Consider the following 15,839-nt stretch of genomic DNA (forward strand, 5'->3'; position numbering starts at 1 on the left):
AAAATAATCAATTCTAAAAATTATAACAGCTGCGTTTTATTAAAATTAACTTTTAGATTTATGAATGGAATTAACAAATTTAAAGTAATATTTGCTTTATTTCTAATGCTATCTTCTTTTTATGCTCATAGTCAGTCAAATGTATTTAAAGTGACACTTGACGCTGGACATGGAGATCATGACTTTGGAGCTGTGTACAGTGGGCGAATCGAAAAAAATATTGCTTTAGCTATTGTTTTGAAAGTGGGGAAGATTTTAGAGCTAAATCCAAATGTTAACGTAATTTATACTCGTAAAACGGATGTTTTTGTTGATTTGGTAGAAAGAGCCAATATAGCCAACAGAGCAAATTCAAATATTTTTGTCTCAATTCACTGTAACGCTAATAAAAATACTGCGGCTGATGGAACTGAAACTTACGTAATGGGTTTAAGTAAAGTAGCATCAAACTTGGAGGCTGCAAAAAAAGAGAACTCCGTAATTACATTAGAGAAAGATTACAAGCGTAAATACGAAGGCTACGATCCAAATTCTCCAGAATCTATGATTGGTATGACCTTGATGCAAGAAGAATATTTGGATAATAGTATTACTCTGGCTACTAAAATCGAAGAGAACTTTGAAAAATTAGGAAAAAAACTTCGTCATGGAGGTGTGAAACAAGCGCCTTTTATGGTACTTCATAAAGCGTATATGCCTAGGGTTTTGGTTGAAACAGGATTTGTGTCTAATCCAACAGAAGGAAATATTCTTAATTCGGAAGAAGGTCAGGATGATATTGCAAGAGCAATTGCGGAAGCTATTTTAAGTTATAAAAGAGAATACTTTGGTTCAGGAACTGAGTCAGAGGATAGTCGGCCCATAAAAGATACTTCAACTAAGGCAAAACCAAAAGCAACCGCTCCAGTTGCCGCGGCAAAAAGTGCTCCAAAAGGAACGTTTTTTAAGGTGCAGCTTATTGCAAGCATCAAAAAAACACCTTTAGAACCTAAAAACTTTAAAGGGCTTAAAAATGTAACGATGATCTACGAAAATAATATTTATAAATATTTCTACGAAGAAACTCCGAGTTATGAAACAGCCCAAAAATATTTGCAAGAAGCTAAAAGTAAAGGGTATGGCGCTGCGTTTTTAGTGGCAACTAAAGATGGCGAAAAAATCAGTATTCAGGACGCGATTAAATAATAAGCGTAAGTTCGAATATTTATATTAATTTTGTACAAACACTTAGAATTTTGAAACTAACAAGAGAAATTAAAACGGCTATTTTAGTCATCGCATCCATTCTACTATTTATCTGGGGATATAGTTTTTTAAAGGGAAGAGACCTTTTTACTAATTATACAATATTATATGCTGAATATGATAATGTTGAAGATTTATCACCTTCAGCGCCAGTAACGCTTAACGGACTAGCGATTGGTAAAGTAAATAAAATTACAATTGATGAAGTTACAGGTAAATTACTAGTTGAACTTCAGCTTAAAACAGATTTTCCAATTTCTAAAACAAGTACAGCTTATATTTATTCGCCGAGTTTAATTGGAGGAAAGCAAATTAAAATTGTTCCAAATTTTGCTGATAAAGAATTAGCAGAAGATGGACAAAAATTGGCTTCGAACGTTGAACTGGGGCTAACAGAATCATTAGGAGGAAAAATTGAACCAATTCAGCAAAAGCTTGATAAAATGCTTTTGAATATTGATAATTTGGTTACAGGATTAAATAATACTTTAGACAAAAACACTCAAGAAAATCTAAAGAAAACAATTGCTGAACTAAGTCAGACAATGACACAGTTTCATAAAGCTTCAGGAAGTCTAAACAATATTTTGGATACCAATAAAGGACAGATTAACGGAATGGTAACAAACTTCAATAAAATGTCTGGTAACTTCAATAAAATTTCAGATTCATTAAACAAAGCAGATTTAGGTAAAACCGTTCGTAACTTGAACCAGACTTTAGCTAAAGTAGATGTTTTAATGAGCAATCTGAACTCTGGAAAAGGTACGGCAGGAAAAATACTTAACGACGAGGCTTTATATAACAACCTGACTAAAACTTCGAAAGAACTTGAATTGTTATTGCAAGATCTTCGCCTTTATCCAACTCGTTACGTAAACGTTTCTCTTTTCGGAAAGAAAAATAAACCATACGTAGCACCAACCGAAGAAACAAACTCAACCGATAAAAAATAATGATAAATGAGTTATTTAGATAATATTTTATTCGCAGTACTTCTTATAGCAGGTTTCGGTTTTTTTGCAGCGAGCGTAAAAAAAATCATCCGAAATATTAATCTGGGAGTCGATGTAGATCGAAAAGATAATCCTAAAGCTCGTTGGAAAAACATGGCATTGATTGCTCTTGGGCAGTCAAAAATGGTGAGACGCCCTGTTGCAGGTATCCTTCATATTATAGTATATGCAGGTTTCATTATCATTAATATCGAATTACTCGAAATCATCATTGATGGATTATTTGGAACGCACAGAATTTTTGCTCCGTATTTAGGCGTAGTTTATGATGTTCTAATTGCCTCTTTTGAAATATTAGCCATACTTGTAATTTTTTCTGTTACAGTTTTTTGGCTTAGAAGAAACTTTATCCGATTAAAACGTTTCATACATTCTGATTTAACAGGATTTCCAAAAAGTGATGCAAATTACATTTTGTATTTTGAAACGGTTTTAATGATTTTGTTCTTGTTGATGAATGCTTCAGATTATCATCTGCAAAATGTGCCTGGAGGATATTCTCATTTTCATAAAGCGGGAAGTTACCCAATAAGCCAATTTATAGCGCCGATTTTTAATGGAACTTCCAATGAAGTTGTGGGCCTATTATTTGAAATCTTTTGGTGGCTGCATATTGCTGGTATTTTAGTTTTCATGAACTATTTATACTTTTCAAAACATTTGCACATTCTTTTGGCATTCCCAAATACGTATTTTGCCAATTTAAAACCGGAAGGTCAATTTGATAATTTAGCTTCGGTTACTAAAGAAGTGAAATTAATGATGGATCCAAATGCAGATCCATTTGCGGCTGCTCCAGCTGATGAAAATGCACATCCCGCTAAATTTGGTGCAAGTGATGTTCAGGATTTAAACTGGGTTCAGCTGTTGAATGCCTATACTTGTACAGAGTGCGGACGTTGCACTTCTTCTTGTCCAGCAAATCAAACAGGTAAAAAATTGTCTCCTCGTAAAATCATGATGGATACAAGAGATCGTTTGACAGAAGTTGGTAAAAATATCGATGCCAATAAAGGTGTTTTTGTTCCAGATAATAAATCACTTTTAAACGATTATATTACACCAGAAGAATTATGGGCTTGTACATCTTGTAACGCTTGTGTGGAAGAATGTCCAGTAAATATTAGTCCGTTGTCTATTATTATGGATATGCGCCGTTATTTGGTTATGGAACAAAGTGCTGCGCCAATGTCATTAAATGCCATGATGACTAATATTGAAAACAATGGTGCTCCATGGCAGTATAGCCAGCAAGACCGTTTAAATTGGAAAAACGAGAATTAAGATTTATGGTTTAATCGGTTAGTTGTTTAACCGTTTAATCGATTTTAAAATAATATTTCGGGTTTTATAGAATTGTCTTTTTTCTTTGACAATTAAACAATTCATAGATTACCGATTAAACAAAAGTGAGAGAAATGTCAGAAAGTTTAGTAGTGCCAACAATGGCAGAAATGCTTGCCGAAGGAAAACAACCAGAGGTTTTGTTTTGGGTAGGTTGCGCAGGAAGTTTTGATGATAGAGCAAAAAAAATTACTAAAGCGTTTGTACGAATTTTGAACCGTACGAATGTTTCTTTTGCGGTTTTAGGTACAGAAGAGAGTTGTACCGGCGATCCTGCAAAGAGAGCTGGAAATGAATTTTTGTTTCAAATGCAAGCCATGATGAATATCGAGGTTTTGAATGCTTATGAAGCAAAAAAAATTGTTACAGCTTGTCCGCACTGTTTTAATACTTTAAAAAATGAATATCCTGAATTAGGTGGAAACTATGAAGTTATTCATCATACAGAATTTTTGAAGTCATTAATTGATGATGGGAGATTGACTGTAGAAGGCGGGCAGTTTAAAGGGAAAAAAATTACTTTCCACGATCCTTGTTATTTAGGAAGAGCAAATAAAGTTTACGAAGCGCCAAGAGATTTAATTCAGAAATTAGACGTTGAATTAGTCGAAATGAAGCGTTCTAAAGCAAACGGATTATGCTGTGGAGCAGGAGGGGCGCAAATGTTTAAAGATGCTGAACCTGGAAACAAAGAAGTAAATGTGCTTCGTACAGAAGATGCTTTGGAAACTCAGCCTGATATTATCGCGGCAGGCTGTCCGTTTTGCAATACTATGTTGACAGACGGAATTAAAAATAAAGAAAAAGAAGGTCAGGTTAAGGTTTTAGACATTGCTGAATTAATTGCAAACGCACAGGATTTGTAATCTGAGGTTCTAAGTTACTAATATGCTAAGGTTCTAAGTTTTTAACTTGAAACTTGGAACAAAACAAACAAAATAAACAAAATTTAATAATGTATATACCTTTCGAAAATTTACCAGGTGAATCTAGAGTTTGGATTTACCAATCTAACAGAAAATTTTCTGAGGAAGAGTTTTCTGAAATAGAAGCAGATTTAAAAGCTTTTGTTGATCAGTGGGCTGCACATGGCACAAGTTTAGAAGCTTCTTATTTATTAAAATACAACCGATTTATTATATTGGCTGTAAATCAAGAAGTTCAAGCTGCTACAGGATGTTCAATAGATAGTTCTGTTGAGTTTATTCAAAGTTTAGAAAAAAAGTATGACGTTGATTTATTAGATAAAATGAATGTTACTTTTAAGCTTGGAGAACATATTGCACACAAACCATTAATTGATTTCAAGAAAATGGTTAAAGATAAAGCGGTAACAGCAAATACAATTGTATATAATAATTTGGTTACCAATATTGAAGAGTTTAATGAAGCTTGGGAAGTTCCTGCAGCCGACAGCTGGCATAGCAGATTTTTCTGAGAAAAATATTAAAATATTAAAAAGGCATAAAATTTATATTTGTGCCTTTTTTTATGGTTTTAGATTTCAAGTTTCAAGTTTGAAACCTAATAGGTTTTTAAAACATGTTAGGTTTGTCTGAAATATTGCAATTTTTAGAAATATTTATCAACTAGAATTAATCTAATTTTGTCAAAAATCTAACAATTTAAACGGTTAATTAGACGCTATTTTTGAGTATTTTCGTAGAATTAAATTTAATCCATGAAAATAGCAATAGTCTGTTATCCTACTTTTGGAGGTAGTGGTGTGGTAGCCACAGAGTTAGGTCTCGAATTAGCCAGAAGAGGACACGAAATACATTTTATTACATATAGTCAGCCAGTAAGATTGGCGCTTTTAAATCCTAATGTTCATTACCATGAGGTAAATGTTCCAGAATATCCTTTGTTTCACTATCAGCCGTACGAATTAGCGCTATCGAGTAAATTGGTAGACATGGTGAAATTGTACAAAATAGAGCTTCTGCATGTCCACTATGCTATTCCTCATGCTTATGCGGGTTATATGGCAAAGCAAATGCTGAAAAATGAAGGAATTAATCTTCCGATGATTACAACACTTCACGGAACAGATATTACGCTTGTCGGAAACCATCCTTTTTATAAACCTGCGGTAACATTTAGTATCAATAAATCTGATTATGTGACTTCGGTTTCGCAGAGTTTGAAAGATGATACTTTGAAATTGTTCAAGATTAAAAACAAAATAAAAGTTATTCCTAACTTTATTGAGTTGGACAAAGTAAAGAAAGACCCGAATGCGCCTTGCCATCGTTATGTAATGGCTAATGAAAATGAGCGCATTATTACGCATATCAGTAACTTTAGAAAAGTAAAACGCATTCCAGACATCATTAAGATTTTCTACAATGTTCAGAAAGAAATTCCGGCTAAATTGATGATGGTTGGTGACGGACCTGAAAAAGAAAAAGCAGAAATATTATGTCAGGAATTAGGGATTTTAGATAAAGTAATTTTCTTTGGGAATAGTCATGAGATTGATAAAATCTTATGCATGACCGATTTGTTTTTACTGCCTTCAGAAACTGAAAGTTTTGGTTTGGCAGCTTTAGAAGCAATGGCATGTGGAGTTCCAGTAATTTCGAGTAATTCTGGTGGTCTGCCTGAAGTGAATTATGATGGTTTTTCTGGCTACTTGAGCAATGTTGGAAATGTTGAAGAAATGGCGCAAAATGCATTGAAGATTTTAAAAGATGATGCTGTTTTAAGTCAATTTAAAGCAAACGCATTAGAAGTAGCAAGAAAATTTGATATTAAAAACATTTTGCCTAAATATGAAGCTTTATATCAGAAAGCAGTTGATGATTATAAGTTGGAGAAACACTAATTTAAAAGGATAAAATGAAAAAAGTAATTTCTGTTTTAGCGGTTTTTGTTTTGATTTCATGTGGAGTGAAGAAGGTTGAAAGTTCAAACGCGTCGCTGTATGAGGTTTTGACAAAACAATCTGATGGCGGTGGAAATATTAAATTTTTTGAAATTTTGACCGAGCCAAATGAAATCAAAATGCTTGAAAACGATCCGAATTTAGCACATAAAATGAAAGATCCAGATGTTCAAGAATATAATTACGTCATTCTTAACATGGGTGAGAAAAACACTAGCGGTTATACAATCGATGTTGAAAAGGTTGAAGAAACCGATAAAAACATCATTATAACAGTAAAAGAAAACAGTCCTGCAAAAGACGCCATGACTATGCAGGTGATTTCATATCCTTATACGGTTGTAAAAATCCATTCTAAGAAAGAAATTATTATTAAATAAAATTATATAAAGACTGGACTTCGACTCCGCTCAGCCTGACATCGATTGTTTTTAGGAAACGATTCCAAAGTTGTCAGGCTGAGCGGAATCGAAGCCCTTTTTTAAATTTCTTTTGAAACCCATAAAAAAAGCCTGTCGCTTTTAAACGACAGGCTTCTTCTTACAATTATTTTTTAGTTTTATTTTAGAATCTAAATTTGACACCTAAACCAACGTCAAATCCAAAATTGTCATCGTCGTAATATCCAGAACCAATTTCTGGTCTTGCGTCCAATGATAAAGTAAGTGGCACTTCTTTAAATCTATATTCTATACCGATATCTCCAGCAGCAAAAACATATGTTCCGCTATCATTGTATCTGTAATTATTGTTGTAATAATCATGATCCCAAGCAGCTAGTCCTCCACCGACACCAGCATACCAGTTAAAACCTCCGTCGATGTTCCAAACCCATTGGTAAAGAGCGACTCCTTTTATTGCGTCTACATCTCTGCTGTTTCTCCATCCTAAATCAAATTCAAGTCTGTTTTTTTGATTCAATCCTAGTTGGTATGATATTTCTCCCCCAAATCCGTTATTGTCACCCAGACGTAATCCTAAAGCGTGTTTCGAAATTTCTTGTGATTGAGCCGTAAATGCTAAACCAAGAAGCATAATGGCAGATAATAGTATCTTTTTCATAAAAATGGTAAATTAATTTTTTTCAAATGTATTATTACAGTCAGATATAAAACGTATAACATTTTTGAAAATTGTTACATAATTTACATTTTTAAGATTTTGACGTGTTAAAATTCTTAAAAAACTGTTTCTGAGGCGTTTATTTTAGGATTATGGATGAAATTAGCTGAGAAGTGATCAGGTCTTCCATTTCTAAAAGATTTTCTTCTTCTGCAAAATTGCTAGCCTTATAAGAATATAATTTCCATCGTTTTTTATGATATTCTAAAGCAGTTAAATTTTCTACCCAATCACCTGAATTTAAATATAAAGTAGAACCATGTTTGTTTTCTTTCGTCATGATTTTTGGTTCATGAATGTGCCCGCAAATGACATAATCGTAGTTTTTTTCTATAGCCAGATCGGTTGCAGTGGTTTCAAAATCTGAGATAAATTTTACCGCTTTCTTAACGCTTGCTTTTATTTTTTTAGAAAAAGAATACGGTTCGCGTCCTAATTTTGCCAGACACCAGTTCGCAAAACGATTCATTAAAATTAAATAATCGTAACCCAGTCCGCCCAATTTTGCAATCCATTTGGAGTGCTGAACAGAAGCGTCAAAAACGTCTCCATGGAAAATCCAGGCCTTTTTATCATCTAATTCTAAAACCAATTTATCGACTAGAGCAAAATTTCCCATATTCATATCGCTGAATTTTCGAAGTATTTCATCGTGATTTCCAGTAATATAATACACTTTTGTTCCTTTAGAAGCCATTCCGATAATGCGCTGAATAACTCGCAAGTGTGCTTTTGGAAAATAAGATTTACGAAATTGCCAAGCATCGATTATATCGCCGTTTAAAACTAAAGTTTTGGGTTTAATGCTTGAAAGATAATTGTTTAGTTCTTTTGCGTGACTTCCGTAAGTTCCTAAATGGACATCAGAAAGAATGACCAATTCGACATTTCTTTTTTTCAATTTTTCTTGATTTGAAGTTTTACAAATGAAAGAAAGTTTGTGAAATCTGACTTTATTAAAAGGTTATTAAAAAGAGGATAATTTTACCAAATTGTGATTTTTATTCCATTTAATGTTTCGTTAATAATACCAGTTTTAAATTTTTTAATTTAATTCATAAAACTTACATTTGCTCAAAACAAAACACAATGGCAGGAAACAGCTTCGGCACACTATATAAAGTTAGTACATTTGGAGAATCTCACGGTGAAGCGTTAGGCGGAATTATCGACGGATGCCCTCCAGGAATACAATTAGATTTTGAAGCAATTGAAGTAGATATGGCTCGCAGAAAGCCAGGTCAGTCAGCAATTGTTACACAAAGAAAAGAACCAGATAGCGTTCAGTTCTTATCAGGAATATTTGAAGGAAAAACAACAGGAACTCCAATTGGTTTCATTATTCCAAATACCAATCAAAAATCAGACGATTACTCGCATATAAAAGATAACTACAGGCCAAGCCACGCCGACTATGTTTACGATCAGAAATATGGTTTTCGCGATTATCGAGGTGGAGGTAGAAGTTCTGCTAGAGAAACAGCAAGTAGGGTAGTAGCGGGTGCAATTGCAAAACAAATGTTGCCTGAAATTAAGATTAATGCTTATGTTTCTTCTGTTGGACCAATTCATTTAGATACACCTTATCAGGAATTGGATTTTTCTAAAATTGAAAGCAATCCAGTGCGTTGTCCAGATGAGAAATCTGCAGCGATTATGGAAGAATATATTCGCGATATCCGCAAACAAGGAGATACTGTCGGAGGTGTTGTAACTTGTGTAATTCAGAATGTTCCGGTTGGTTTAGGAGAACCGGTGTTTGATAAACTTCATGCAGAATTAGGAAAAGCAATGCTTTCTATTAATGCTGTAAAAGGTTTTGAATACGGAAGCGGTTTCTCTGGTTCTGAAATGAAGGGAAGTGAGCATAATGATTTATACAACCCAGACGGAACGACAAAAACAAATCTTTCAGGAGGAATTCAAGGCGGTATAAGCAACGGAATGGATATTTATTTCAGAGTGGCTTTTAAACCTGTTGCAACTATTATGCAGACTCAAGATTCTTTAGATAATAAAGGTAACATTACACCCATGACAGGAAAAGGACGTCATGATCCGTGTGTAGTGCCTCGCGCAGTGCCTATCGTAGAAGCGATGGCAGCAATTGTTTTGGCAGATTTCTATTTAATCAACAAAACATATTAATAAAAGGTAAGACAGTGAGGGTCTTATATTTTAATAATCAAAAAATAATTTAATGCAAGAAGTTACAGAAACTAAAAAAACATCATTTCTTTCGGGATTAACAGGGCAAATTATAATTGCAATGGTTCTAGGAGCCATTTTAGGAATTATATTGCACAATACCATTTCGCCAGAAGCAGCACAGGCATTTAGCAGTAAAATAAAAATGCTGGCAACCATCTTCATTCGTTTGGTGCAAATGATTATTTCCCCATTGGTTTTTACGACTTTGGTGGTTGGAATTGCAAAATTGGGAGATATCAAAACTGTGGGAAGAATTGGAGGAAAAGCTATTGGATGGTTTTTTACAGCTTCATTTATTTCGCTTCTAATTGGATTGTTTTATGTCAATATTTTACAGCCAGGTGTTGGTCTAAAATTAGATCACGTTGACATGGCAGCAGCTTCAGAAGTTACTGGCAAAACGCAAAATCTGTCTTTTGATAATTTCGTTGAGCATATAGTGCCAAAAAGTATTGTCGAAGCAATGGCAACTAATGAGATTCTACAGATTGTAGTTTTCTCAATCTTCTTCGGATTGGCAGCCGCTTCTCTTGGAGATACTGTTAAACCAATTATTGGTGCTTTCGATAAATTATCGCACATTGTTTTGAAAATGGTAAACTATGTAATGAAGTTTGCGCCAATTGGAGTTTTTGGAGCTATTGCAGGTGTGTTTGCCATACGAGATGCAGAAGAATTGGTGATTACTTACTTCAAATTTTTCGGTTCCTTCTTAATTGGAATCAGTACTTTATGGATTATTTTAATTGCCATAGGATATATTTTCCTTAAAGGAAGAATGACTGAATTGTTAAGACGCATTACTGGACCTTTGGCAATTGCTTTTGGAACAACAAGCAGTGAAGCTGTATTTCCAAAATTAACAGAAGAATTGGAAGGCTTTGGAGTAAAAGATAAAATTGTTTCTTTTATGTTGCCGCTTGGATATTCGTTTAATCTAGACGGAAGCATGATGTATATGACCTTTGCAAGTATTTTTATTGCTCAATTCTACAATGTGCATTTAGATTTAGGAACGCAAATGGCAATGCTTTTAGTTTTAATGCTTACCAGTAAAGGTATTGCAGGTGTACCAAGAGCAAGCTTAGTTGTCGTTGCAGCAACTTGCGGTATGTTTGATATTCCAATTGAAGGAATCGCATTAATTCTTCCAATTGACCATTTCTGCGATATGTTTAGAAGTGCTACGAACGTGCTAGGAAATGCATTGGCTACTTCTGTTGTTGGGCAATGGGAGAGCAATAAAGAATAATAATAGTACTGAGATTTTAATTTTTTTATCTTAGTTATCGATATAATATTTGACAAGCTGTATTTTTTTATGAAATACAGCTTTTTTTTATTTTAAAGTGTATATTTGATCAAATTAGCCGATTAATGCCCCACAAACGGATTCTTTTTCTTTTATTTTTAATTCTGAATTGCTTTGCCAATTCGGCAATCGGGCAATCTAATTGTAACCTCGATCCTAAAATTGATAAGACTGTAAAGAAAGCGCTTTTGAATTTTAGAGAATCTAATTTTGAAAAATCACTTATCTATTCGAGAGCTGCTTTAAATGCGGCGACAGCAGTAAAAGATTATTGTCTCATTGCTCGTTCGTACAATATTATTGCTGCGAATTACAACGAGCTGACGGAGTTTGATAAAGCTATTTTTTTCTATAAAAAAGGACTGTACTATGCCAATAAAACCAGCAACGATACTTTAAAATGCAATCTCTATAATAATTTAGGGAATATGTACTGCTTTGAAAAAAAGCAGTTTGATGAGGGAATTCGGTACTATAAAAAAGCGGTAGCCTATGCTTTGAAGATTAATGATCTAAAAGAAGTTTATTTTACCAATGTAAATATCGCTTGGGCTTATTTTGATATAGGAAATTATAAACAGGGAAATCTTTTTTTAAAGTATGTTAACAGCACTAAAATAAAATATAATGACGGTTCAACAGAAGTTATTGTTGATATGCTCAATGGTATTTATTCTAGCCATATAAATGATAATAAGGCCGCAAATGCTTATTTTTTAAGTGCTATTGAAACAGGAAAAAAATGCCAGGAGAAAACAGATCTGGCAAATGCTTATTTAGAATATTCGCATTTTTTAAATAAAATCAACAAGCACAAAGAAGCATATGATGCACTGGTTAACCATTATAAAGTTTCGGATAAGGTATATGATGTTAAGAAGCTTAAAAAGGCATCTCAGGCCGGTTTAAGTCTTGAATTGGATGAGTATAAGAGGCAAATTGATAAAGTTGAAGGCGAAAAAGTAGAGCAGTCTCAAAGTTTAAGGAAATCAAAAATTATTGTGATTCTTTTTATTTTGATTTCTCTCATTCTTTTAATTTTAATTGTCACACTTATAAAGAATATCCGGTATAAGAAGAAACACAATTTGGAGCTTCTTAAAGCAAAAGAAATCGCAGAAGAAGCTTCTTTGCTCAAAACACAATTTATATCGACTATAAGCCACGAATTACGTACGCCACTTTATGGTGTGGTCGGAATTACCAACATGCTGCTCGAAGAACATAAAGAAATTTCGAGAAGCCAGCATTTAAGTTCTCTAAAATTTTCTGCCAGATATTTATTGTCTCTAGTAAATGATATTTTGCAGATTAATAAAATTGAAGAAAACAAAATTGTACTTGAAAACCTGACTTTTAATATTTCAGACGAAATTACGGTAATCAAAAACTCTCTTTCTTTCCTTTCGCAGAAAAATAATAATAGAATTTCTACCAATATTGACTCAAATATTCCGGAATATTTGATTGGTGATAAACTTCGTCTTGCTCAGATTTTAATGAATTTGGTAAGTAATGCATTGAAATTTACTAAAGACGGACAAGTTGAAATTAACGTAAAGCTAAATAAAGTAGAAGGAAAGTTGTATTATTTAGATTTCTTAATTAAAGATAACGGAATCGGAATCGCAGTTGCAGATCAGAATAAGATTTTTGAAAAATTTGTCCAAGTTGGCAGACGAGATGAAGATTATCAGGGTACAGGTTTAGGGCTTAGTATTGTAAAAAGATTGCTAGGGCTTTTTGGAAGTACCATTACATTGGATAGTGATCTCGGAAAAGGAACTGCATTTTCGTTTACAATTGCATTCGAACATGATTTAGCGAAAACGAAGAGCATTATTGATGAAATTGAAGTTGATCTTACTTCAAGCGAAATTTATAAAATTTTAGTTGTCGAAGATAATTTGATCAATCAGCTTGTTACGAAAAAGATTATCGAAAAAAATAATTATTCCTGCAAAGTGGTTGACGATGGTTTTGCGGCTCTTAAAATTTTAGAAAACGAAACCTTTGATTTGATTTTGATGGATATCAATATGCCTTTAATGAACGGATTTGAAACTACAAAAAGGATACGTCTTCTCGGCATAGAAACTCCAATTGTGGCCTTAACTGCTTTCGATAAAGACGAGATTACAGATGAAGCGATTTCGTCTGGAATGAATGATATAATCATTAAACCTTTCGAACCAGTTAAATTATTTAAAATAATCAATTTCCTTATAAACGAAAAAAACGCTGTTTAATACCAGCGTTTTTTATTTTTCTTAGAGTTATTTGATTTTCTCGATTTATGAGCGCCTCCGCTTCTGTTTGAGTTTTTAGGTTTTTCCCCAGCTTCTGGACTTCCAGAATGCCATTGGTACGGATGATCTGCAATTGTTTTTACGTCCACTTTGATTAATTTCTGAATATCTTTCCAATAAGGAAGCTCATCTTTTCCGCAGAAAGAAATCGCAATTCCACCATTACCGGCACGACCTGTACGGCCAATACGGTGAACGTAAGTTTCAGGAATATTCGGTAAATCAAAATTGATTACATATGGCAATTGTTCAATGTCAATTCCTCGCGCCGCAATATCCGTTGCAACCAATACGCCAACTTCTTTGTTTTTGAAAGCATCTAAAACACGTTGTCTAGCGTTTTGTGATTTATCTCCGTGAATGGCTTCTGCAGGAATATCTTTCTTACGAAGTGCTTTCACAACATTATCAGCCCCATGTTTTGTTCTCGAAAAAACAAGAACGTTCGATAAATTTTCCTCTTTAATCAAGCTGTATAATAAGTTTCTTTTTTCTGTTTTATCAACAAAATAAACACGCTGTTCTACATTTTCAGCTGTTGATGAAACGGGCGAAACTTCAACTTTTGCTGGATCTTGAAGAAACATTTCAGCAAGTTCACGAATCGCAATTGGCATTGTTGCAGAGAAAAGTAAAGTCTGTCTGTTTTTTGGAGTTAATTTAACGATCTTTTTCACATCGTTTATAAAGCCCATATCCAGCATCTGATCGGCTTCATCCAGCACTAAAGTATGTAGATGATTCAAATCAAGAAAACCTTGCTTATGTAAGTCAAGCAGTCTCCCTGGGGTGGCTATTAGAATATCGACTCCTTTTTTTAAGGTTTCAACCTGTGGATTTTGAGAAACACCTCCAAAAATTGTTAATTGTGTTAGATTGGTATATTTGCCATAAGTGTCAAAACTTTCTCCAATTTGCACAGCAAGCTCACGAGTTGGCGTAACAACTAGCGCACGAATTTGTTTTGCTTTTTTTGATGAGCCAACAATTCGATGTAATTGATGTATGATTGGAATGGCAAATGCCGCCGTTTTTCCTGTTCCTGTCTGCGCACAGCCAATTAAATCTCTTCCAGATAAAACAACCGGAATAGATTGTTCCTGAATCGGAGTGGGATTTAAATAGCCTTCTTCAAATACGGCTTTTTGTATACTTTTTGAAAGTGATAGATCTTCGAATAACATATCTTAGTGATTAACTATTTTAGCTTTAATTCTAAAATGCCGTGCAAAGATAGGTTTATTCAGTCAATCGTTTGTTTGAATTAGCTTTTATTTGGCAAAACCAATTTGTTTTGAATTTAGAACTTACTTTTAAATCAGTCTTTTTCGATATTGGCTTTAATGAAATCAGTCACTAAATAACCAATTAATTTGCCAATTAAATTATTGTTTGGAGAATTGTCTAAATCTGGAGCACCTTCGCAAATATGCAGATAAGTGGCGTTTTTATGTTCGCCGAAGAAAGAAACAAATTGTCTCAATTCTTCCACAGAAAAACCACTGATTGTCATGGCACTGCTGGCAATGTTTGGAATTGCATCAAGGTCGATTTCAATTCCAAAAGAATCATTTTTAATAAAATCCAAAGCTGTAATCATCTCACGATTAAAATCTTTTTCTTTTCTGATATTGACGCTGTCGTAAGTATTGTATCGAACGCGGTCTTCTAGTTTTTTTATAATATCTAGAACGCTTTTTGAAGTGTAATTTTCATGAAGCCCAAAAATGAAATATTTCTTTAAAAAGCCTTCTTCATAAGCGTATGAAAATCCATTTCCGCTGTGACGGCCTTCTAAAATCCTAAAATCAGAATGTGCATCAAAATTAATCGCGTTTACTGGTTTTCCTTTCGCAAGAGCGGCGCCTTTAATATTTCCGTAAGCATTGTTATGGCCTCCGCCAATAATAATTGGAGTTTTTCCGGCTTTGATAATAGTAAAAATGATATGAGAAACTTCTTTGTCTATTTTTTCAACTAGCTGACTTAATTTTGAACGATCATCTATATCATTAAAATCAAGGTTTTCTACTTCGCGCATTTCATTTGCAACATTGATTTGCCCTAAAACAATAATGTTGCTTCCTTTACAAAACCTATTATGCTGAATGTTTGCAATGCTTTTTATGGCACATTGCCATGCCGAGGCTGCCCCAGGTCTTCCGTAATTGGCGCGCACGCCAATATCTTCAGGAATTCCTAAAAGAACATATTTTGCTTCACTTTCTTTGAGAAAAGTAACTTTGTCAGCTCCTGGCGGAATGACAATCATCTTTTCTCCGAACTTTAATTCACCACTTCTATGATTTGTGACTTTTGCTAAATCATTTATAGTGAAAGGGATTAATTTTTCCATGAAAAAAATTTATTTTCCAAAAATAATATAATTGTAG

14 protein-coding genes are annotated in these 15,839 nt (G+C 33.8%); 10 read left to right on the plus strand and 4 right to left on the minus strand.

The features are described from left to right. Window positions 1-60: 60 nt before the first annotated feature. The 7 genes from FF52_RS21070 to FF52_RS21100 all read left to right on the plus strand — a co-directional run bounded on the left by FF52_RS21070 (window position 61) and on the right by FF52_RS21100 (window position 6,872). Window positions 61-1,185, plus strand: coding sequence for an N-acetylmuramoyl-L-alanine amidase family protein (locus FF52_RS21070; RefSeq protein ID WP_008468824.1), 1,125 nt, complete (start codon window positions 61-63; stop codon window positions 1,183-1,185). A gap of 50 nt (window positions 1,186-1,235) precedes the next feature. Continuing rightward, window positions 1,236-2,201: an MlaD family protein gene (locus FF52_RS21075; RefSeq protein ID WP_008468826.1), complete on the plus strand. Its 966-nt coding sequence runs from the start codon at window positions 1,236-1,238 to the stop codon at window positions 2,199-2,201. 6 nt (window positions 2,202-2,207) lie between these two features. Beyond that, window positions 2,208-3,545 carry a (Fe-S)-binding protein gene (locus FF52_RS21080; RefSeq protein ID WP_008468827.1) on the plus strand — a complete coding sequence of 446 codons (1,338 nt, stop codon included), beginning with the start codon at window positions 2,208-2,210 and terminating at the stop codon, window positions 3,543-3,545. Between the two features lie 134 nt (window positions 3,546-3,679). Beyond that, on the plus strand, window positions 3,680-4,471 hold the full coding sequence (locus tag FF52_RS21085; protein ID WP_008468829.1) for a (Fe-S)-binding protein: 792 nt from the start codon (window positions 3,680-3,682) through the stop codon (window positions 4,469-4,471). Window positions 4,472-4,560: 89 nt separating this feature from the next. Beyond that, window positions 4,561-5,043, plus strand: a complete 483-nt coding sequence (locus tag FF52_RS21090) for a hypothetical protein (protein WP_008468832.1) — start codon at window positions 4,561-4,563, stop codon at window positions 5,041-5,043. A 243-nt stretch (window positions 5,044-5,286) separates the two neighbouring features. Further along, window positions 5,287-6,432: an N-acetyl-alpha-D-glucosaminyl L-malate synthase BshA gene (bshA, locus tag FF52_RS21095; protein WP_008468834.1), complete on the plus strand. Its 1,146-nt coding sequence runs from the start codon at window positions 5,287-5,289 to the stop codon at window positions 6,430-6,432. 14 nt (window positions 6,433-6,446) lie between these two features. Then, entirely contained in the window at window positions 6,447-6,872 is a 426-nt protein-coding gene (locus tag FF52_RS21100) for a protease complex subunit PrcB family protein (protein WP_008468835.1), read from the plus strand. A gap of 184 nt (window positions 6,873-7,056) precedes the next feature. Here FF52_RS21100 and FF52_RS21105 read toward each other — a convergent pair whose 3' ends face one another. Beyond that, complete coding sequence (locus FF52_RS21105) at window positions 7,057-7,554, minus strand: hypothetical protein (protein WP_008468837.1); 498 nt, start codon at window positions 7,552-7,554, stop codon at window positions 7,057-7,059. Between the two features lie 139 nt (window positions 7,555-7,693). Next, entirely contained in the window at window positions 7,694-8,515 is an 822-nt protein-coding gene (locus FF52_RS21110) for a UDP-2,3-diacylglucosamine diphosphatase (protein ID WP_008468838.1), read from the minus strand. Window positions 8,516-8,703: 188 nt separating this feature from the next. Between FF52_RS21110 and aroC the strand changes: the two genes are divergently transcribed. The 3 genes from aroC (at window position 8,704) to FF52_RS21125 (ending at window position 13,386) form a co-directional block, all read left to right on the plus strand. Then, on the plus strand, window positions 8,704-9,762 hold the full coding sequence (gene aroC / locus FF52_RS21115; protein ID WP_008468839.1) for a chorismate synthase: 1,059 nt from the start codon (window positions 8,704-8,706) through the stop codon (window positions 9,760-9,762). 52 nt (window positions 9,763-9,814) lie between these two features. Further along, the gene (locus FF52_RS21120) at window positions 9,815-11,077 is read left to right on the plus strand and encodes a dicarboxylate/amino acid:cation symporter (protein WP_008468840.1); all 1,263 of its coding nucleotides are present in this window, start codon (window positions 9,815-9,817) and stop codon (window positions 11,075-11,077) included. Window positions 11,078-11,202: 125 nt separating this feature from the next. Continuing rightward, entirely contained in the window at window positions 11,203-13,386 is a 2,184-nt protein-coding gene (locus FF52_RS21125) for a response regulator (RefSeq protein WP_008468841.1), read from the plus strand. Here FF52_RS21125 and FF52_RS21130 read toward each other — a convergent pair. After that, window positions 13,383-14,630: a DEAD/DEAH box helicase gene (locus tag FF52_RS21130; protein ID WP_008468842.1), complete on the minus strand. Its 1,248-nt coding sequence runs from the start codon at window positions 14,628-14,630 to the stop codon at window positions 13,383-13,385. The genes FF52_RS21125 and FF52_RS21130 overlap by 4 nt on opposite strands. A 134-nt stretch (window positions 14,631-14,764) precedes the next feature. Further along, complete coding sequence (locus FF52_RS21135; protein ID WP_008468843.1) at window positions 14,765-15,802, minus strand: formimidoylglutamase; 1,038 nt, start codon at window positions 15,800-15,802, stop codon at window positions 14,765-14,767. Window positions 15,803-15,839: the final 37 nt, after the last annotated feature.

The organism is Flavobacterium sp. F52, from assembly GCF_000278705.1.
GTDB lineage: Bacteria > Bacteroidota > Bacteroidia > Flavobacteriales > Flavobacteriaceae > Flavobacterium > Flavobacterium anhuiense.

What these genes read in the sequence shown, in the direction of transcription:
- FF52_RS21070 (WP_008468824.1), top strand. Translation starts at nt 61, where the DNA reads ATGAATGGAATTAACAAATTTAAAGTAATATTTGCTTTATTTCTAATG.
- FF52_RS21080 (WP_008468827.1), top strand. Translation starts at nt 2,208, where the DNA reads ATGAGTTATTTAGATAATATTTTATTCGCAGTACTTCTTATAGCAGGT.
- FF52_RS21085 (WP_008468829.1), top strand. Translation starts at nt 3,680, where the DNA reads ATGTCAGAAAGTTTAGTAGTGCCAACAATGGCAGAAATGCTTGCCGAA.
- FF52_RS21090 (WP_008468832.1), top strand. Translation starts at nt 4,561, where the DNA reads ATGTATATACCTTTCGAAAATTTACCAGGTGAATCTAGAGTTTGGATT.
- bshA (WP_008468834.1), top strand. Translation starts at nt 5,287, where the DNA reads ATGAAAATAGCAATAGTCTGTTATCCTACTTTTGGAGGTAGTGGTGTG.
- FF52_RS21100 (WP_008468835.1), top strand. Translation starts at nt 6,447, where the DNA reads ATGAAAAAAGTAATTTCTGTTTTAGCGGTTTTTGTTTTGATTTCATGT.
- FF52_RS21105 (WP_008468837.1), bottom strand. Translation starts at nt 7,554, where the DNA reads ATGAAAAAGATACTATTATCTGCCATTATGCTTCTTGGTTTAGCATTT.
- aroC (WP_008468839.1), top strand. Translation starts at nt 8,704, where the DNA reads ATGGCAGGAAACAGCTTCGGCACACTATATAAAGTTAGTACATTTGGA.
- FF52_RS21120 (WP_008468840.1), top strand. Translation starts at nt 9,815, where the DNA reads ATGCAAGAAGTTACAGAAACTAAAAAAACATCATTTCTTTCGGGATTA.
- FF52_RS21125 (WP_008468841.1), top strand. Translation starts at nt 11,203, where the DNA reads ATGCCCCACAAACGGATTCTTTTTCTTTTATTTTTAATTCTGAATTGC.
- FF52_RS21130 (WP_008468842.1), bottom strand. Translation starts at nt 14,630, where the DNA reads ATGTTATTCGAAGATCTATCACTTTCAAAAAGTATACAAAAAGCCGTA.
- FF52_RS21135 (WP_008468843.1), bottom strand. Translation starts at nt 15,802, where the DNA reads ATGGAAAAATTAATCCCTTTCACTATAAATGATTTAGCAAAAGTCACA.